General features: G+C 59.9%; 17 protein-coding genes. 6 read left to right on the forward strand and 11 right to left on the reverse strand.

What is annotated here, in order from left to right; all coding sequences use genetic code 11:
- The 3 genes from ACW9IR_RS06945 to ACW9IR_RS06955 are packed head-to-tail and all read right to left on the reverse strand — an operon-like array spanning position 1 to position 3,568.
- Positions 1–1,272, reverse strand: a complete 1,272-nt coding sequence (locus ACW9IR_RS06945; protein ID WP_457462352.1) for a dihydrolipoamide acetyltransferase family protein — start codon at positions 1,270–1,272, stop codon at positions 1–3.
- Positions 1,273–2,331: an alpha-ketoacid dehydrogenase subunit beta gene (locus tag ACW9IR_RS06950; protein WP_003224000.1), complete on the reverse strand. Its 1,059-nt coding sequence runs from the start codon at positions 2,329–2,331 to the stop codon at positions 1,273–1,275.
- Position 2,332: 1 nt separating this feature from the next.
- Positions 2,333–3,568: a 3-methyl-2-oxobutanoate dehydrogenase (2-methylpropanoyl-transferring) subunit alpha gene (locus ACW9IR_RS06955; RefSeq protein ID WP_110719448.1), complete on the reverse strand. Its 1,236-nt coding sequence runs from the start codon at positions 3,566–3,568 to the stop codon at positions 2,333–2,335.
- A 185-nt stretch (positions 3,569–3,753) separates the two neighbouring features.
- On the opposite strand from ACW9IR_RS06955, the gene bkdR reads away from it, so the two are divergent.
- The gene (bkdR, locus tag ACW9IR_RS06960) at positions 3,754–4,242 is read left to right on the forward strand and encodes a Bkd operon transcriptional regulator BkdR (RefSeq protein WP_016985245.1); all 489 of its coding nucleotides are present in this window, start codon (positions 3,754–3,756) and stop codon (positions 4,240–4,242) included.
- Between the two features lie 3 nt (positions 4,243–4,245).
- On the opposite strand, the gene ACW9IR_RS06965 is transcribed toward bkdR, so the two are convergent.
- On the reverse strand, positions 4,246–5,103 hold the full coding sequence (locus tag ACW9IR_RS06965; RefSeq protein ID WP_457462356.1) for a tyrosinase family protein: 858 nt from the start codon (positions 5,101–5,103) through the stop codon (positions 4,246–4,248).
- A gap of 125 nt (positions 5,104–5,228) precedes the next feature.
- Positions 5,229–6,092: an MBL fold metallo-hydrolase gene (locus ACW9IR_RS06970; RefSeq protein WP_457462358.1), complete on the reverse strand. Its 864-nt coding sequence runs from the start codon at positions 6,090–6,092 to the stop codon at positions 5,229–5,231.
- 91 nt (positions 6,093–6,183) lie between these two features.
- On the opposite strand from ACW9IR_RS06970, the gene ACW9IR_RS06975 reads away from it, so the two are divergent.
- The 3 genes from ACW9IR_RS06975 to ACW9IR_RS06985 all read left to right on the forward strand — a co-directional run bounded on the left by ACW9IR_RS06975 (position 6,184) and on the right by ACW9IR_RS06985 (position 8,744).
- Positions 6,184–6,525, forward strand: coding sequence for an ArsR/SmtB family transcription factor (locus ACW9IR_RS06975; protein ID WP_457462360.1), 342 nt, complete (start codon positions 6,184–6,186; stop codon positions 6,523–6,525).
- Between the two features lie 164 nt (positions 6,526–6,689).
- Complete coding sequence (locus ACW9IR_RS06980; RefSeq protein WP_457462362.1) at positions 6,690–7,934, forward strand: FAD-dependent oxidoreductase; 1,245 nt, start codon at positions 6,690–6,692, stop codon at positions 7,932–7,934.
- 9 nt (positions 7,935–7,943) lie between these two features.
- Positions 7,944–8,744, forward strand: coding sequence for a sulfite exporter TauE/SafE family protein (locus ACW9IR_RS06985; RefSeq protein WP_102899274.1), 801 nt, complete (start codon positions 7,944–7,946; stop codon positions 8,742–8,744).
- Positions 8,745–8,788: 44 nt separating this feature from the next.
- Here the strand turns inward: ACW9IR_RS06985 and ACW9IR_RS06990 are convergent, their stop codons facing one another.
- The 6 genes from ACW9IR_RS06990 to ACW9IR_RS07015 form a co-directional block, all read right to left on the reverse strand.
- On the reverse strand, positions 8,789–10,069 hold the full coding sequence (locus ACW9IR_RS06990) for a TRAP transporter large permease (protein WP_102899273.1): 1,281 nt from the start codon (positions 10,067–10,069) through the stop codon (positions 8,789–8,791).
- On the reverse strand, positions 10,069–10,596 hold the full coding sequence (locus ACW9IR_RS06995) for a TRAP transporter small permease (protein ID WP_102899272.1): 528 nt from the start codon (positions 10,594–10,596) through the stop codon (positions 10,069–10,071). Before ACW9IR_RS06995 ends, ACW9IR_RS06990 begins: the two co-directional genes overlap by 1 nt.
- Before the next feature lie 76 nt (positions 10,597–10,672).
- Positions 10,673–11,644 (reverse strand): TRAP transporter substrate-binding protein, encoded by a 972-nt coding sequence (locus tag ACW9IR_RS07000; RefSeq protein ID WP_095118327.1) that lies wholly within the window; start codon positions 11,642–11,644, stop codon positions 10,673–10,675.
- A gap of 64 nt (positions 11,645–11,708) precedes the next feature.
- Positions 11,709–12,602: an SMP-30/gluconolactonase/LRE family protein gene (locus ACW9IR_RS07005; protein WP_457462365.1), complete on the reverse strand. Its 894-nt coding sequence runs from the start codon at positions 12,600–12,602 to the stop codon at positions 11,709–11,711.
- Between the two features lie 30 nt (positions 12,603–12,632).
- Complete coding sequence (locus ACW9IR_RS07010; RefSeq protein WP_457462367.1) at positions 12,633–13,457, reverse strand: NAD-dependent epimerase/dehydratase family protein; 825 nt, start codon at positions 13,455–13,457, stop codon at positions 12,633–12,635.
- Positions 13,458–13,733: 276 nt separating this feature from the next.
- A complete protein-coding gene (locus ACW9IR_RS07015) occupies positions 13,734–15,029 on the reverse strand; it encodes an OprD family porin (protein ID WP_457462369.1) in 1,296 nt (431 codons plus the stop codon).
- A gap of 308 nt (positions 15,030–15,337) precedes the next feature.
- Between ACW9IR_RS07015 and ACW9IR_RS07020 the strand changes: the two genes are divergently transcribed.
- Positions 15,338–16,993, forward strand: coding sequence for an MFS transporter (locus ACW9IR_RS07020; RefSeq protein WP_457462371.1), 1,656 nt, complete (start codon positions 15,338–15,340; stop codon positions 16,991–16,993).
- Positions 16,990–18,132, forward strand: coding sequence for an HlyD family secretion protein (locus ACW9IR_RS07025; RefSeq protein WP_223027695.1), 1,143 nt, complete (start codon positions 16,990–16,992; stop codon positions 18,130–18,132). The genes ACW9IR_RS07020 and ACW9IR_RS07025 overlap by 4 nt, the downstream gene beginning before the upstream one ends.
- Positions 18,133–18,199: the final 67 nt, after the last annotated feature.

An 18,199-nucleotide genomic window follows, 5' to 3' on the forward strand; every position in this document is an offset into this window, starting at 1 on the left:
TTACTCCACAAACAAAGTGGCAGGTTGTTCGATCAAGCCACGAATGGCCTGGATGAAGAGCGCCGCGTCCATGCCGTCAACCACGCGGTGATCGAAGGAACTGGAGAGGTTCATCATCTTGCGGATCACCACCTGGCCTTTGACGACCATTGGCCGTTCGACGATTTTGTTGACGCCGACGATCGCCACTTCCGGCAGGTTCAACACCGGGGTGCTGACGATGCCGCCCAGCGCACCGAGGCTGGTCAGGGTGATGGTCGAGCCGGACAATTCATCGCGGCTGGCTTTGCCATTACGCGCGGCGTTGGCCAAACGCGAAATCTCGGCGGCGCTGTCCCACAGGCTGCGCGCCTCGGCGTGACGCACCACCGGCACCATCAGGCCGACATCGCTTTGCGTGGCGACGCCGACATGCACCGCGCCGAGGCGAGTGATGACCTGGGCTTCGTCATCGTAACGTGCGTTCATCTGCGGGAAGTCGCGCAGGGCAACGACCAGCGCGCGGACGAGGAACGGCAGCAAGGTCAACTTGCCACGACTGGCGCCATGTTTTTCATTCAGATGCGCGCGCAGTTCTTCAATTGCGGTGACATCAATTTCTTCGACATAGCTGAAGTGTGCGGCACGCTGTGTAGCGTCCTGCATGCGCTGGGCGATCTTGCGGCGCATGCCGATCACTTGGATCTGTTCTTCGTCGTTACGCTGGGCGTAAGCGGCGGCGACTGGTGCTGAAGCGTTGGACTGACCTTGCGCCAGATAGGCTTCAAGGTCTTCGTGCAGCACACGACCGGCCGGGCCGGAACCGCGCACCAGACGCAATTGAATCCCCAGATCCAGCGCATGTTTGCGCACGGCCGGCGAGGCGAGCGGGCGTTCGTCCGCTTCGCGAGCAACCATCGGGCCTTGGCAAGCAGCCGCCGGACGCGGGGCGGCTGGAGCAGGTTTGCTCTGAACAACGGCCTCAACTTTCGGCGCAACCGGTGCTTCTTTAACAGGCGCAGGTGCGGCGGACTCTTTCAAGTTACCGGCACCTTCAACCTCAATGCTGATCAGCACACTGCCAACCGCCATTACTTCACCCGGCTGACCCCCGAGGGCAATCACCTTGCCGTGTACCGGCGAGGGAATATCGACCATCGCCTTGTCGGTCATCACGTCCGCCAGCACCTGATCTTCAACGACCAGATCGCCAACCTTGACGTGCCACTGCGACAGCTCTACTTCTGCGATGCCTTCGCCGATGTCCGGCATCTTGATAACGTGCGTGCCCATTCAGACCTCCATGACCCGTTTCAACGCCGCGCCCACTCGGGACGGCCCTGGGAAATACGCCCACTCCTGCGCGTGCGGGTAGGGGGTGTCCCAACCGGTGACGCGTTCGATCGGCGCTTCCAGGTGATGGAAGCAATGCTCTTGCACCAGCGACACCAGCTCGGCGCCGAAACCGCAGGTGCGGGTGGCTTCGTGTACCACCACGCAGCGGCCGGTTTTCTTCACCGACTTGACGATGGTTTCCAGGTCCAGCGGCCACAGGCTGCGCAGGTCGATGACTTCGGCATCGACGCCGGATTCTTCGGCAGCGACTTGCGACACGTAAACGGTGGTGCCGTAAGTCAGCACGGTCACATCCTTGCCCGGACGGGTGATCGCGGCAACATCCAGCGGCACGGTGTAGTAACCGTCCGGAACCTGGGCTTGCGGGTGTTTCGACCACGGCGTCACCGGGCGGTCGTGGTGGCCGTCGAACGGGCCGTTGTACAGGCGTTTCGGCTCAAGGAAGATCACCGGGTCATCGTTTTCGATGGAGGCGATCAGCAGGCCTTTGGCGTCATACGGGTTGGACGGCATCACGGTGCGCAAGCCGCAGACCTGAGTGAACATCGCCTCGATACTTTGGCTGTGGGTCTGACCGCCGTAGATGCCGCCGCCGCAAGGCATGCGCAGGGTCATTGGTGCGGTGAACTCGCCAGCCGAGCGATAACGCAGGCGCGCCGCTTCGGAAATGATCTGGTCGGAAGCGGGGTAGACGTAGTCGGCGAATTGAATCTCGGCGACCGGACGCAGACCGTAGGCGCCCATGCCGACGGCCACACCGACGATGCCACTTTCCGAGATCGGTGCGTCGAACACCCGTGAGGTGCCGTATTTGGTCTGCAGGCCTTCGGTGCAACGGAATACGCCGCCGAAGTAGCCGACGTCCTGACCGAACACGACGACATTGTCATCACGCTCAAGCATCACATCCATTGCCGAGCGCAGGGCCTGGATCATGGTCATGGTGGTCGTGGTCATGGCGGTTTCCAACTGAATATTGTTGTTGTGATCGTTCATGTCAGATCCCCAACTGCTGACGCTGGCGCTTCAAGTGCTCCGGCATCTCTTTGTAGACGTCTTCGAACATGGTCGCGGCGCTAGGAATCTGGCCGCCGGCGAGGGTGCCGTACTGTTCGGCCTGTTTCTGCGCGGCAATCACCTCGGCTTCGAGCTCGGCGCTGACGGCGGTGTGTTCTTCCTCCGACCAGTGGCCGACCTTGATCAGGTGCTGCTTGAGGCGGGCGATCGGATCGCCGAGCGGGAAGTGGCTCCAGTCATCGGCCGGGCGATATTTCGACGGATCGTCGGAGGTCGAGTGCGGGCCCGCGCGGTAGGTGACCCATTCGATCATGGTCGGGCCGAGGTTGCGGCGCGCGCGTTCGGCGGCCCAGGCAGATGCCGCATACACCGCGTAGAAGTCGTTGCCATCGACGCGCAGCGAAGCGATGCCGCAACCGACGCCGCGTCCGGCGAAGGTGGTGGCTTCACCACCGGCGATGGCCTGGAAGGTCGAAATCGCCCATTGGTTATTCACCACGTTGAGGATCACCGGCGCACGATAAACGTGGGCGAAGGTGAGGGCGGTGTGGAAGTCTGATTCGGCGGTGGCACCGTCACCGATCCACGCCGAGGCGATTTTGGTGTCGCCCTTGATTGCTGAAGCCATGCCCCAGCCGACCGCCTGAATGAACTGGGTGGCGAGGTTGCCGGAGATGGTGAAGAAACCCGCTTCCTTGACCGAGTACATGATCGGCAACTGCCGGCCCTTGAGCGGATCGCGCTCGTTGGACAGCAGTTGGCAGATCAGGTCGACCAGTGGCACTTCGCGGGCCATCAGAATGCTTTGCTGACGGTAGGTCGGAAAGCACATATCGTCGATGTTCAAGGCCAGGGCCTGAGCACTGCCGATGGCTTCTTCGCCAAGGCTCTGCATGTAGAACGACATTTTTTTCTGACGCTGGGCGACCACCATGCGGTTGTCGTAGATCCGCGTCTTGAGCATGGCGCGCATGCCTTTACGCAGGATCTCTACCGGCACGTTTTCAGCCCATGGGCCGAGGGCGTTGCCCTGATCGTCTAGCACACGAATCAGCCCACGCGCCAGGTCGGCGGTGTCGGCAGGTTCTACATCGACGGGAGGTTTGCGCACCGTACCGGCATCGGTCAGATGCAGGTAGGAAAAATCGGTTTTGCAGCCTGGACGGCCCGAGGGTTCAGGGACGTGCAGACGCAGCGGTTCATACGCTTGGGTCATGGCTTCTACGCTCGATCTTGTGAATTTCTTGTAGTGAGCTGGCAGTCATTCTTCGGTAGAAGAAATCTTGTCCTACAACAATCATAGGCCCGGGCAAGAAGAATATTTATCTCTGTTTCGTTGCGCTGGAGACGATTTGCAGATAGAAATTCTGCATAAACATAAAAAACAGGTGGTTTTGTCTCATGCGCAAACTGGACCGTACCGACATCGGCATTCTCAACAGCCTTCAGGAGAATGCGCGCATCACCAACGCCGACCTCGCGCGCTCGGTGAACCTGTCGCCGACGCCGTGCTTCAACCGGGTCAAAGCGATGGAAGAATTAGGCCTGATTCGCGAACAGGTGACGCTGCTGGATGCCGACCTGCTGGGGCTGCACGTGAACGTGTTCATCCATGTCAGCCTGGAGAAACAGGTCGAGGAAGCGCTGCAGCATTTCGAGGAAGCCATTTCCGATCGTCCCGAAGTGATGGAGTGCTATCTGATGGCCGGAGACCCGGATTACCTCATCCGGGTCCTGGTGCCGACCATTCAGTCGCTGGAACGCTTCATGATGGACTTCCTCACCAAAGTGCCGGGTGTGGCGAATATCCGGTCAAGCTTTGCGCTGAAGCAGGTGCGCTACAAGACCGCGCTGCCGTTACCCGCTAACGGTTTGACGCTGGGCAGTTGAGGGTCAGATGTAGTCATAGCGGTAATCGAGCTCGGCGGTGAAGAGGGTTTGCTGGATGGTAAAGGTTTGCGCCCAGGGCGCCAGTTCATTGGCCGGATGAAAGATCAGCACGGTTTCGTTCATGTCTGCCGAGCCGGCCTCATTGGTAAAACCGGGTGTGCCAGGGTGCTGATGTTTCCAGCGCTCCCACAACAAGTCGAGGTAGCAGTGGTGCAGGAAGAAGATCGGATCATTGGGTGAGGCGGCTTGCGCCATGCTGCCGCCTATCCACGCATGTACCGGATTGTGCAGTTCGGTTTCCGAGATGTTTTCCCAGCCGCTTGCTTCTATCCAGTATGGCGTCCTGTTGAGCGTCGATATGACGGTCTCTGCGGTGGGCAGTGCGCCGTTTGCCCCGAGATCTCGACGAATGCCGGTGTTGCCGATGCCCTCGTCCCAGACTCTCACTTCGAACTGTGATTGCTCTCTGGAAAACGGGCCGCCGGTGACGCGCTGGTCTTGCAGGTTGTCACCGTTTGAACCCATGAAGTCCGAGGTGAAGGGGTTGTCGGCGCCGGTCAGTTGCCAGTTCCAGTAGGGCAGGGTGATGGTCGGGTCATTGGCGGCGGACTGCAGGGCCAGTTCGAACTGGCGGATCAGAATCCGGTGCCACGGATAGAACAGCGGGCTTCGATGCGGGTTGGGCGTCAGCGGATTGCCCCGGCCCATCGAGTTTTTGTGGATCTGCACAAAATCATCGTAGCGGCTTTGCTGTCCGGGGCGCAGTACGCTGTCGACGTTGTTCTTCAGCCTCAGGATGGCATCGATGAATGCGGATTTCTGCTGCGCGGTCATATCACGGTGATTGCGACGAATATCCATATTGCGAAAACTCCATTGAATGTTTGCCCAATGGAGTCTGATCGCTGAGAGGATTTTCACCAGTTCATCACTATCGCCAGCGTTTGTAGGAAAAATAATCCGGCGACGTCCCGAGCGGTTTTTTCCTATAGGGAATTGAGCGGAATCTTCAGGTAAACCACGCCGTTTTCCTCCGCCGGTGGCAAATTCCCCGCCCGCACATTCACCTGAATCGCCGGCAGCAACAGCGTCGGCATGCCCAGCCCGGCATCACGTTTTGTACGCATCTCGACGAACGCCGCTTCATCGATCCCGTCATGCACATGAATATTGTTTTTGCGCTGCTCGCCGACCGTGCTCTGACACTGCGAGGCGCGACCCTCGGGCGGATAGTCGTGGCAAACGTAGAGTTTCACGCTGGCGGGGAAGGCCAGCAGTTTGTGGATCGAAGCAAACAACTGATGGGCGTTGCCGCCGGGAAAGTCGCAACGCGCGGTGCCGACGTCCGGCATGAACAGCGTATCGCCCACCAGAATCTGCTCGCCATCGATCAAATAAGCCATGTCCGCCGGGGTGTGGCCGGGGACGTGCAGGGCCGTAGCCTTGAGATTGCCGATGCGGAATGATTCGTTAGGTGCAAACAGGTGATCGAACTGCGAGCCGTCGACGCAGAACTCCGGCTCCAGATTGAACAGCGCCTTGAACACGTTCTGCACTTTGCTGATCGATTCACCGATAGCGATTTTCCCGCCCAGTTCCCGGCGCAGATACGGCGCGGCAGACAGGTGATCGGCGTGGGCGTGGGTTTCCAGCAGCCACTGTACCTGCAGGCTGTGCGCGCGAACGAAGGCGATGATTTTGTCGGCCTGCACGGTGCAGGTGCGCCCGGCAGCACCGTCGTAATCGAGCACTGGATCGACGATTGCGCATTGCCCGCCGTCGGCTTCATAGACCACATAGCTGTAGGTCGAAGAGGCGGGGTCGAGGAACGATTCAATCTGCGCGGGCATGGACACCAACCTGAACAAGGGAAATGGGTTGCAACACTTTATCTAAAAACATAATGTTCGCAGCTTAAGTGACCTTGAAGGCATCGTGCAAATGCAATCCAGTCTGACCGAATGTGAAGTCGCCCAACTGCGCGCCTCGGCCTCCAAGGCCTGCGCGTTGCTCAAGGCCATGGCCAATGAGGATCGCCTGTTGATCCTCTGTCAACTGACTCAGGGTGAGCGCAACGTCGGCGAACTGGAAAAGATGACCGGCGTGCGCCAGCCGACGCTGTCCCAGCAATTGGGCATCCTGCGCGATGAAGGGATGGTCGCGACCCGTCGTGAAGGCAAGTACATTTTTTATGGGCTCGCCAGTCCGGAAGTCATTCAGGTAATGAAAACCCTCTCCGGGTTGTATTGCGGCGCCGTGCTGAAAAGTCTCGGCCATCAATAAATGCCAGCCAACACACAACCCCTGTAGGCCTTCGCCTGCTCGCGATAGCGGTGTATCAGTCAATAAAGATATGGCTGACCCACCGCTATCGCGAGCAGGCTCACTCCTACAATGGATTTGTGTGAAGGCTGAGAAATCCTTGCGTGCAGTAAAAGGAACAAGCAATGAACGATCAACACTGGGGCCCATCCATCAGTGCAGACATCGTGGTCATCGGCGGCGGTACGGCCGGTATCGGTTTTGTCGCCAGTCTGCTCAAACGTGATCCGGCTCTGAAAGTTACCGTGATCGAACCCAGCGCCCAGCATTACTATCAACCGGCGTGGACGCTGGTCGGCGGTGGTGCCTACGACGTCAAAGACACCGCACGGCCGATGAACAAGGTCATGCCAAAGCAAGCGAACTGGCTGCAAGCGGCAGTCACCGCGATCGACCCGGACAAACGCCAACTCACCCTCAACGATCAACGTACCGTCAGCTATCAGAACCTGATTGTCTGCCCCGGCCTGCGTCTGGCCTGGGACAAAATCGAAGGCCTGCAGGAAAGCCTCGGCCAGCACGGTGTCACCTCCAACTACAGCTACCAGCACGCGCAATACACCTGGGATCAGGTGCAGAAACTGCGCGGCGGCAAAGCACTGTTCACCCAACCGGCGATGCCGATCAAATGCGCCGGCGCACCGCAAAAGGCGTTGTATCTGTCCTGCGATCACTGGCTCAAAACCGCCGTGCTGAACAACATCAAGGTCGAATTCAATCTGGCCGGCGCTGCACTGTTTGGCGTGGCGACGTTCGTCCCGCCGTTGATGAAGTACATCGAAAAGTACAACGCGCAGTTGGCGTTCAATTCAAATCTGGTCAAGGTCGACGGCCCGGCGAAAACCGCGTGGTTCGAAATCAAGGACGCTGACGGCAACGTCACCCGTGTGGCGAAAACATTCGATCTGCTCCACGTCGTGCCGCCGCAGATCTCGCCGGACTTCATCGCCCAAAGTCCTCTCTCCGATGCCGCCGGCTGGTGCGAAGTCAATCCGCACAGCCTGCAGCATCCGCGTTATCCCGAGGTGTTTGCACTCGGCGATATCTGCGGCACCAGCAACGCGAAAACCGCCGCAGCGGTGCGCAAGCAAGTGGTGGTGGTCGCGGAAAACCTGCTCGCCCTGCGCAAGCAACACCCACTGCCGCTGAAGTACGACGGTTATGGTTCCTGCCCGCTGACGGTGGAGAAGGGCAAGGTGATCCTCGCCGAATTCGGTTATGCCGGGAAGTTGCTGCCGACCTTTCCTATGGACCCGACCGTGGCGCGGCGTTCGGCATGGTTTCTAAAGGCAACCTTGCTGCCGTGGTTCTACTGGAACGGCATGCTCAAGGGCCGCGAGTGGCTGACTGGTCTGTCCAAGGTTGATTGAGAAAACCCTATGTTGCTGGCAAGTCTGTTTGGCGTGGTGATGGGGTTGGTCCTCGGCTTGACCGGGGCCGGCGGTGGCATTCTTGCGGTGCCGGCGCTGGTGCTCGGGCTTGGCTGGACGATGACTCAGGCAGCGCCGGTGGCGTTGTTTGCGGTGGGCAGTGCGGCGGCGGTTGGTGCTATCGACGGTTTGCGTCATGGCTTGGTGCGCTATCGCGCGGCGCTGTTGATTGCGGCGTTGGGCGCGGTGTTTTCGCCGTTGGGCATTTACTTCGCGCACCAGTTGTCGGAGAAAATCCTGATGGTTCTGTTCAGTCTGCTGATGGTCATGGTGGCCTGGCGCATGCTGCGCCGCGAGCGCCAGCAGGAGGGGCCTAGTGATCACGGGCACGCCAGTTGGGGCCAGAAGAACTGCATGCTCAATGAAGAAACCGGGCGCTTCGACTGGACCGCCAAATGCACGGCTACATTGGCGGCGCTGGGCGCAATTACCGGCGTGGTGTCCGGATTGCTCGGTGTCGGTGGCGGCTTTTTGATCGTGCCGGCGTTCAAGCAACTGACCGATGTGCAGATGCGCGGAATTGTCGCCACGTCGTTGATGGTGATCAGTCTGATCTCGGCAATCGGGGTGATCGGCTCGTTTCACGCCGGTGTGCGGATTGACGGGCAGGGCGCGGCGTTTATTGTCGCCAGCATTGTCGGCATGATCATCGGCCGCAAGCTCTGCGCGCGAGTGCCGGCGCGGGCGTTGCAGGTGGGGTTTGCCAGTGTCTGTCTGGTGGTGGCGGGGTATATGTTGTTGCGGGCGTAAAGCAAAAACCGCAGCCCATCAAGGGCTGCGATCTTTTTGTCGGCTTACAACACCAGATGCGGCAACCACAGCGACAGTGCCGGCACGTAAGTCACCAACATCAACACCAGGAACAGCACGGCATAGAACGGCAGCAACGCTTTCACGGTGCTCTCGATACTGACCTTGCCCACCGCCGAACCGACAAACAGCACCGCACCCACCGGCGGCGTTATCAATCCGATCCCAAGGTTCACCAGCATGATCATGCCGAACTGCACCGGATCGACGCCGATGCCGAGAATCACCGGCATCAGGATTGGCGTCAGGATCAGGATCAGCGGCGCCATGTCCATCACCGTGCCGAGCAACAGCAGCATGACGTTGATGCACATCAGGATCACGTAGCGGTTGTCCGACAGGGTCAGGAACATCGTGGTTATCTTCGCCGGAATCTGCATCAGGGTCATGATGTAGCCGAAGCTCGCGGCGAAACCGATCAGGATCATCACGATCGAAATCGTCCGCACCGTGCGGTGCATCAGTTTCGGCAGTTCGCTCCACTTGTAGTCGCGGTAGATGAACATGGTCACGAAGAACGACCAGAGCACGGCGATGGCCGCCGATTCGGTCGCGGTGAAGATGCCGGACAGGATGCCGCCGAGGATGATCACCATCGCCATCAGGCCCCAGAGGGCTTCGCCGACGATTTTCAACGCCTGGCGCATCGGGATCACTTCACCCTTGGGATAATTGCGTTTTCTCGCGAAAATCAGACACAGCACCATCAGGCAGGCGCTCATCAGCAAGCCCGGCACGATGCCCGCCATGAACAGCGAGGCAATCGAAACCGTGCCACCGGCGGCCAGGGAGTAGAGCACCGAGTTATGGCTTGGCGGAGTGAGCAGGGCTTGCACCGAACCGCTGACGGTCACGGCGGTGGAGAAATCCCGTGGATAGCCCTTGCGCTCCATTTCCGGAATCAGCACCGAACCCACCGACGCGGTGTCGGCCACTGACGAACCGGAGATCGCGCCGAAAAAGGTCGAGGCGACAATGTTGACCAGTGACAGGCCGCCGCGGACAAACCCCACCAGCACCCCGGCACACGCCACCAAGCGACGGGACATGCCGCCCTCGGCCATGATCGCACCGGCCAGTACGAAGAACGGAATGGCCAGCAGCGAGAATTTGTTCACCCCCGAGGCGACCTGAATCATCACCGCTTGGAACGGAATGTCGATCCACCATGCACCGATCAGAGCGGCCGCGCCGAGCGCGTAGGCGACCGGCATGCCGATCAGGATCAAAGCGATAAAACTGCCCAGCAGTATCAGAGCGTCCATTAAGCGGCACCTTCACTTTCTTCAACCAGGTCGAACTGCACGACGCGCCGTTTGCTCTGGTCACCGAGCAAGAGTTTTTCCAGCACGAAAATCAGCGTCAGCAAGCCGCCCACGGGAATCGGCAAATAGGTCACGCCAACGCGCAGGTCGGGCAGGGCCGCCATGAACTGGTTCCAGGTGGACATGCACAGCTTGGCGCCCCAGATCGTCATGAAGATGCAGATCGCCGCCATCAGCAGCTGGGAAAAAATCGCCGCTGCGGATCGCACGTGTGGCGGCATGCGATCGGTGAGCATGGCCACGGCCATGTGCGCGCCGGCGCGGTAACTGGCGGCGGCGCCGATGAAGGTAAACACCATCATCAGCAGGATCGCCGTCGGCTCGGGCCAGCTCGAACCGGTGCCCAGCACGTAGCGGGCGAACACGCCCCAGGGAATCATCAGGGAAATCGCCAGGACGGAAAGGCCGGCGACCCAGATGCACGTCATGTAGATCTTGTCGTTGATACGCAGCAGTAGATTCTTCATCGGGTTCCACCGTAACCGGGCGCGCCGCAGTCATCGGGCGCACCGGGCCTTGTTCATGAGGACGGAGCGGGAGGCGTTACTGAACGGCTTCGATTTTCTTGATCAGGTCGGCATACTTCGCGCCGTACTTTTCCCGCACCGGTGCGGTGGCGTCGTAGAAGGGTTTTTTGTCGACCTCGATGAACTCGACGCCGGCGGCCTTGAGTTTTTCTTCACTGGCAGCGGACTTCTTGTCCCACAGCACACGCTCTTCGGCCTGGGCAGCCTTGGCGGCTGTCTTGACCAGCGCCTGTTGATCCGGCGTCAGTTTTTCCCAGGTGATTTTCGACATCACGATCGGTTCTGGCAGGATCAGGTGACCGGTCAGGCTGTAGTACTTCGCATTCTGGAAGTGGTTGTGTTCGAGCAGGGTTGGCGGGTTGTTTTCCGCGCCGTCGATCACGCCGGTCTGCAGGGCACTGAAGATCTCGCCGGTGTCCATGGCGATGCCGTTACCGCCCATGGCGTTCATCATGTCGATGAACATCGGGTTGCCTTGCACGCGAATTTTCATACCCTTGAGGTCTTCGAGCTTGCGCACCGGTTTCTTGGTGTAGACGTTGCGCGTGCCGCCGTCCATCCAGGCCAGGGCCACCAGGCCGAATTCGGAATTGGTGATTTTGTCGAGGATCTCGTCGCCCACTGCGCCGTCGATGACGTTACGCATGTGTTGGTGATCGCGGAAGATGAACGGCATGTTGAACACGTTCACGTCCGGAACCACGGGGCCGACGATACCCAGGCTGACGCGAGACAGCTGTACCGCGCCGACTTGCATCTGCTCGATGACTTCCTTTTCGGAGCCCAGCACACCGCCAGGGAAGTATTGGAAGGTCAGTTCGCCGTTGGTCTCCTTGGTCAGCGTCTTGCCCATGTTTTCTTCGGCCACCACGGTTGGATAACCGGCGGGGTGAATGTCAGCGAATTTGAGTTGCAGTGCCTGAGCGGCGCCAGTGAAGGTAAACATCAGCGGGAGTGCAGCGGCCAGCAAGGTGCGTTTGAAGTTCATGGGGGTGAGTCTCCAGTCTTGTTATTGTTGTGTTCAAGGCGCAGCGGTGCAGCAGAGGCGGGTGTTACAGCAAATCGTCGAACAGCGGTTCCGGCAGGCCTTTGACGTTGGGATTCAGGGCGAACACGCCGCCGGCCAGGGATTGCGGATCGTGGTCGTCGCCGGGGCGAATCGAGGTGACGAACAAGGTGTCCATCCGGGTTCCACCGAAGGCGCACATGGTCGGTTTTTTCACCGGCACGGCCAGTGAGAAATCAAGACGACCGTCCGGGGCGAAACGGTGAATGAGGCCGGCGTCGTTGGCGCAAATCCAGTAGAAACCTTCGGCGTCCACAGCAGCGCCATCGGGGCGGCCGGGGAAGTGGTTCATGTCGACGAAAACACGGCGGTTCGACGGCGTGCCGGTCTCGGTGTCGTAATCGAACGTCCAGATCAATTGCACGTCGGGGTGCGAATCGGACAGGTACATGGTTTTTCCGTCGGGGCTGAAACCGAGGCCGTTGGGCACGATGAAGCCGTCGAGCTGCGCTTCGATCACGCCAGACTGCCCGGCACCGTAGCGGTAGAGCCGGCCTTCGGGCGCACTCAGGCCCATGTTCAGCACCATGCTGCCGGCCCAGAAGCGGCCTTGACGGTCGCAGCGGCCATCGTTGAGACGCATGTCTTTGCGGCCGTGCTCGACGCTGGCAAGTCGCTCGCTATCGAGGCTGCCGTCGCTGTGCGGGTGCAGATGGAAGAAGCCGCTTTCCATGCCGGCGACCCAACCGCCACGGCTGTGGCGGGCGATGCAGGCGAGCATCTCAGGGGTTTTCCAGGCATGCACATGGCCCGTGTCAGCGCTCCAGCGTTGCAGGCCGCCGTTGGGAATGTCCACCCAGTACAGCGCGTTTTCCTCTGCCACCCAGACCGGGCTTTCGCCCACGGCGTTGCGGGCATCAACGATCAATTCGGCTTGCATACTCATTCCTTTGCGTCGTTGTCAGAGTGATCAGTCGCCGAACGGACCTGCGGCGACAAACGCGCCGCCCTGATAGATTCGCGCCGGGTCGTCGGCGGCCGGCATTGGCTGTGCTTCGACCTTTTCGCGGAACACTTCGGAGCTGTCCTTCGCTTCGAACCCGAGGTGGCTGGCGAAGCGGTTGTCCCACCAGACGTCTTTGTTGGCGGACATGCCGTAGACCACGGTGTGGCCGACGTTCGGCGTGTACAGCGCGCGTTCGAGCAATTGCGTGAGGTCGTCGAAGCTCAGCCAGGTGTGCATCATTCGGCGGTTCTGCGGCTCTGGGAACGAGGAGCCGATGCGGATGCTGACGGTCTCGATGCCGTAGCGATCGAAGTAGAAACTGGCCATGTCTTCGCCGTAGGACTTGGACAAGCCGTAGTAACCGTCGGGGCGGCGTGCGGAGCTGGCGTCGAGCGGTTCGTCCTGTTTGTAAAAGCCGATGACGTGGTTGGAGCTGGCGAAGATCACCCGCTTCACGCCATGCCGGCGCGCCGCTTCGTAGATGTGAAACACACCGCTGATGTTGGCGCCGAGGATTTCTTCGAATGGCCGCTCCACGGAGACGCCGCCGAAATGCAGGATCGCATCGACGCCTTCGACCAGTTGATGCACGGCGTGTTTGTCGGCCAGATCGCAGAGGACGATTTCTTCGCGGTCATCGACGGCCGGGGTGAGAGCGGCGATGTCTGACAGGCGCAGGACATGGGCATAAGGGCGCATCCGTTCGCGCAGGACTTTGCCCAGGCCACCGGCGGCGCCGGTCAGCAGCAGACGGTTGAACGGGGCGCGGGGAGTGGAGGTAGATGTCATGGCAATCCCTTACACGATTGTTATTAGGTTTGTTGTAGGTTGTCGTATGACTGCGCTGAAGTATCGGTAGGGTTTCCGGAACTTGTCAACGCGACTTTTGGTGTAGATGACGGAAGGCCCGGTTCCTCTCCCTTCAGCACAATTCCCTCCTTGCAATGCAATCCCCTGTAGGCCTCGCCTGCTCGCGATAGCGGTGTGCCAGTTGAGGAAGAGGCGGCTGACACACCGCTATCGCGAGCAGGCGAAGGCCTACAGGGGGTTTGCGGCGCCTGGTGGTTATAACAACGAAATCGGATAACTGATAAAGATCCGGTTTTCATCAAACTCGTTGGTGCTGAAGTCCCGGCGTATCGTCGCGTTACGCCATTTCACGTTGAGATTTTTCAGTGGCCCGCTTTGCACGGTGTAGGCCAGTTCCGACTCGCGGCCCCATTCCTTGCCGTCATTGGTGGTGGCGGTGTGCACGTTGTCGCCGCTGATGTAGCGGTTCATCAGGGTCAGACCGGGAACGCCGAGTACGACGAAGTTGTAGTCGTGGCGCAGTTGCCAGGAACGTTCCTTGGCGTTGTCATAACTGGCGTTGTAACTGTCGTTGGCGAGGGTGCCGCCGCTGGTGCCATTGACCCGCATCCACGCGTCGTCGCCGCTGAGTTTTTGCAGGCCGACATAGAACGTGTTGCCACCGTATTTGGCCGAAAGCAGGGCGAACGCAGTCTTGTTGTCGAGGTCGCCGGCCTGGGCGCTGCCGTCTTCCTTGCCGGTGAAGAAACCGAGGTTGGCACCCAGCGTCCAGTCGCCCAACGGCTGGCTGTGGCTGAGGTTGAAATACTGCTGCTGGTAGATGTCCGTGAGTTCGGCGTACCAAACACCAACCTGCGTGCGCTTGTCGTTGAAGCTGTACTCGCCGCCGCCGAAGTTGAAGCGATCGGAAGTGAACGCGCCACGGCCGTTCATTGACATGTCTTCCATGCTCGCATCGTTGCGCGGGCTGTTGCCGCGGAACTGGCCGCCGTAGACGGTCAGGCCATTGATCTCGGTGGAAGTGATCTGGCCTCCGCGAAAGGTCTGCGGCAGCGAGCGGCCATCATCGGAACGCAGGATCGGCAGCACCGGCATCCACTCGCCGACCTTCAATTCAGTCTTCGACACCTTGGCTTTCAGCGCCACGCCGAGCCGTCCGAAATTGTCCGCCGGGCGCCCGTCATCGTGGATCGGCAACAGTTGTGTGCCGCCGGTGCCTTTGCCGCCATCGAGTTTCTGCGAATACATTCCCAGCAGATCAATGCCGAAACCGACGGTGCCTTGAGTGAAGCCGGACTTGGCGTCGAGGATGAAGTTCTGCGTCCACTCCTCAGCCTTGCCCTGCGGGTTGGCCGGGTTGACGATGTTGCGGTTGAAGTAGGCGTTGCGCAGGTTCAGCGTGGCTTTGCTGTCGTCGAGAAAACCTTCGGCTTCGGCGCTCATCGGCAAGGCGAGGGCGAGGCTGCTGCAGCCGATCAGACTTAAAGCGGTACGCGGGCGGGTGACGGAAAGACGGGAAGGGCGGACGGAACTGCAGACGAGTGTGCTCACTGTGACGCTCCCTGTTTCGTTTGTTGTTTTTATTATTTGTTATACGTCGTCGTACAACATGGGTGCGGATATTTCCTAGGTTTTACGGGAATGTCAACAGCAAGTTGTGCGATGACTCCGACCATCACACAGAACCCTTGTGGGAGTGAGCCTGCTCGCGATAGCGGTGTATCAGTCGACATTTCCATCATTGATACAACGCGATCGCGAGCAGGCTCACTCCTACAAGGGATTTGTGTTGTCCATGGGATGTGTGTTGCCGGTGAATTTGCGGCAAACTTCACCCACCTTCCGCACAAGGCCTTTCCATGGATCAATACGCCCCGCGCAACTGGCAGCCCCACGAAAAGCCCAGTCTGCCCGGTTCCCCCTCGACGCCGTTGCACTCCAACCCCAAGCGTCTGGCCTACGCGCTGGTCGGTTTGCTGGTGGCGGTGACCGGTGGTCTGGGCAACTCGCTGGTGGTGGCCAATCTGCCTTATCTGCAAGGCGCACTCGGTGCGACCACGGCGGAAATGGCCTGGTTACCGGCGGCGTACGTGATGACCAACGTGTCGATGAACCTGCTGCTGGTGAAGTTTCGCCAGCAGTTCGGTTTGCGCGCGTTCACCGAAGTGTTCCTGGTGTTGTATGCGCTGGTGACCTTCGGCCATCTGTTCGTCAATGACCTCAATTCGGCGGTGGCGGTGCGCGCGGCCCACGGCATGGTCGGCGCGGCGCTGAGTTCGCTGGGCCTGTATTACATGGTCCAGGCGTTCCCGGCGAAGTGGCGGCTGAAGGCGCTGGTGCTCGGCCTCGGCACCTCGCAACTGGCGCTGCCGCTGGCGCGATTATTTTCCGAAGACTTGCTGCAGATCGCCGAATGGCGCGGCTTGTACCTGTTCGAACTGGGCATGGCGTTACTGTCGCTCGGCTGCGTTTTGCTGCTCAAATTACCGCCCGGCGACCGTTTCAAAACCTTCGAAAAACTCGACTTCCTCACCTTCGCCATTCTCGCCACTGGCGTGGCGCTGCTGTGTGCGGTGTTGTCGCTGGGGCGGATTGACTGGTGGCTGGAGGCCGACTGGATTGGCTATGCGTTGGCTGCTTCGATTGCCTTGATCATCGCCGGTCTGGCCATCGAACATAACCGCAGCAACCCGCTGCTGATGACCCGTTGGCTGGGCAGCGGGACGATGATCCGCCTCGCGCTAGCGGTGACCCTGATTCGCATGGTCACCTCGGAGCAGTCCACCGGTGCGGTGGGTTTCATGCAGAACCTGAACATGGGCTACGAGCAGTTGCACAGCCTGTATGTGGTGATGCTGATCGGCAGTGTCGCGGGACTGTTGACCAGCGCACTGACGATCGACCCCAAGCACCTGCTGATGCCGTTGATCATCTCGCTGGGTCTGATGGCTACCGGGTCGGTGATGGACAGCTTTTCCAACAACCTGACCCGCCCGCAAAATCTTTACTTCAGTCAGTTTCTGCTGGCCTTCGGCAGCACGTTTTTCCTCGGCCCGACCATGGTTTTCGGCACGCGCAACGTGCTGACCAATCCGCGCAATCTGGTGAGCTTTTCGGTGCTGTTCGGGATCTGCAATAACCTCGGCGGCCTGCTCGGTGCGGCACTTCTGGGCACTTTTCAGATCGTCCGGGAAAAATTTCATTCCAGTCAAATCGTTGAGCACCTGACGCTGTCTGACCCTTTGGTGGCCGCACGCGTGCAGAGCGGCGGCTCGGCGTACGGCTCGTTGCTGGCCGACCCGAGTCTGCGCAACCTGGCGGGGATTCGCAGCCTGTCCAACGCCGCTACCCGTGAGGCCAACGTGCTGGCCTATAACGATGTGTTCATGCTGATCGCCGTGATTGCGGTGTTGACCATGATCTGGCTGTCCATTCGTGCGCTGTGGCTGATGAGCACCACCAAAGCCGTCGCCACGGCGCCATCCACACCTTCGAGCGGTGCCACTTCTTCATGACCGAACCGACCACCACTACCACCAATGCCATCGCTGCCACGCCCGAAGGTGAGGCGCCGCCGTCATCGCCAAACACCGAACCACGTTCGCTGCGGGTGCGCATTATTTCCTCGCTGGGGTTTGCCGCGATTGCCATCGTTGGTGTGCTGATCGTGCTGTATGCCTGGCAATTGCCGCCGTTCAGCAGTGCGGTCGAAACCACCGAAAACGCGTTGGTGCGCGGGCAGGTGACGATCATCGGCCCGCAGCTCGCCGGTTACGTCTATGAAGTGCCGGTGCAGGATTTCCAGTATGTGAAGGCCGGCGATTTGCTCGTGCGGCTGGACGACCGCATCTATCAGCAGCGTCTCGACCAGTCGCTGGCGCAGCTGGCGGTGCAGAAAGCTGCATTGGCCAATGTGGTGCAGCAACGCAACAGCGCCGAGGCGACGATCAAATTGCGTCAGGCCGTACAGGCTGACAGCGAAGCGCAGTTGCGCAAAAGCGAGGCCGATCTTCGTCGTAACCAGGAATTGGTGCGCGACGGATCGGTGTCAAAACGCGAGATGGACGTGGCGCTGGCGGCCAATGCGCAAAGCATTGCGGCGGTCGCGCAGGCCAAGGCCAATCTGGAAATCGCCCGTCAGGATCTGCAAACGGTGATCGTCAATCGCGGCTCGCTGGAAGCGGCAGTGGCCAGCGCCGAAGCGGCGGTGCAACTGGCGCGAATCGATCTGTCGAATACGCGCATCGTTGCCCCGCGTGACGGTCAGCTTGGGCAGATCGGCGTGCGCCTCGGCGCCTACGTCAACTCCGGGGCGCAGTTGATGGCGTTGGTGCCGAACCAGAAATGGGTGATCGCCAACATGAAGGAAACACAGATGGATAATGTGCGGGTCGGGCAACCGGTGCGCTTCACTGTCGATGCCTTGAACCACCGCAAATTCACCGGGCATGTGCAGCATATTTCCCCGGGGACGGGGTCGGAATTTGCCTTGTTACAGGCGGATAACGCTACTGGCAACTTTGTGAAAATTGCTCAGCGCGTGCCGGTGCGGATCACCATCGATCCGGATCAGCAGGAAGAGGAACGGTTGCGGCCGGGGATGTCGGTGGTCGTCAGCATCGACACCGCAGCGGGCGATACACAACCCCACTGATCAATGCATAACCCTGTGGGAGCGAGCTTGCTCGCGAAAGTGATGTATCCGTGACATTTCTTTATCT

The organism is Pseudomonas sp. SDT291_1_S447, assembly GCF_054070155.1.

Bases quoted from the DNA above. Each gene is read 5' to 3' on its own strand.
- ACW9IR_RS06945 (WP_457462352.1), bottom strand. From the start codon at position 1,272: ATGGGCACGCACGTTATCAAGATGCCGGACATCGGCGAAGGCATCGCA.
- ACW9IR_RS06950 (WP_003224000.1), bottom strand. From the start codon at position 2,331: ATGAACGATCACAACAACAATATTCAGTTGGAAACCGCCATGACCACG.
- ACW9IR_RS06955 (WP_110719448.1), bottom strand. From the start codon at position 3,568: ATGACCCAAGCGTATGAACCGCTGCGTCTGCACGTCCCTGAACCCTCG.
- bkdR (WP_016985245.1), top strand. From the start codon at position 3,754: ATGCGCAAACTGGACCGTACCGACATCGGCATTCTCAACAGCCTTCAG.
- ACW9IR_RS06965 (WP_457462356.1), bottom strand. From the start codon at position 5,103: ATGGATATTCGTCGCAATCACCGTGATATGACCGCGCAGCAGAAATCC.
- ACW9IR_RS06970 (WP_457462358.1), bottom strand. From the start codon at position 6,092: ATGCCCGCGCAGATTGAATCGTTCCTCGACCCCGCCTCTTCGACCTAC.
- ACW9IR_RS06975 (WP_457462360.1), top strand. From the start codon at position 6,184: ATGCAATCCAGTCTGACCGAATGTGAAGTCGCCCAACTGCGCGCCTCG.
- ACW9IR_RS06980 (WP_457462362.1), top strand. From the start codon at position 6,690: ATGAACGATCAACACTGGGGCCCATCCATCAGTGCAGACATCGTGGTC.
- ACW9IR_RS06985 (WP_102899274.1), top strand. From the start codon at position 7,944: ATGTTGCTGGCAAGTCTGTTTGGCGTGGTGATGGGGTTGGTCCTCGGC.
- ACW9IR_RS06990 (WP_102899273.1), bottom strand. From the start codon at position 10,069: ATGGACGCTCTGATACTGCTGGGCAGTTTTATCGCTTTGATCCTGATC.
- ACW9IR_RS06995 (WP_102899272.1), bottom strand. From the start codon at position 10,596: ATGAAGAATCTACTGCTGCGTATCAACGACAAGATCTACATGACGTGC.
- ACW9IR_RS07000 (WP_095118327.1), bottom strand. From the start codon at position 11,644: ATGAACTTCAAACGCACCTTGCTGGCCGCTGCACTCCCGCTGATGTTT.
- ACW9IR_RS07005 (WP_457462365.1), bottom strand. From the start codon at position 12,602: ATGCAAGCCGAATTGATCGTTGATGCCCGCAACGCCGTGGGCGAAAGC.
- ACW9IR_RS07010 (WP_457462367.1), bottom strand. From the start codon at position 13,457: ATGACATCTACCTCCACTCCCCGCGCCCCGTTCAACCGTCTGCTGCTG.
- ACW9IR_RS07020 (WP_457462371.1), top strand. From the start codon at position 15,338: ATGGATCAATACGCCCCGCGCAACTGGCAGCCCCACGAAAAGCCCAGT.
- ACW9IR_RS07025 (WP_223027695.1), top strand. From the start codon at position 16,990: ATGACCGAACCGACCACCACTACCACCAATGCCATCGCTGCCACGCCC.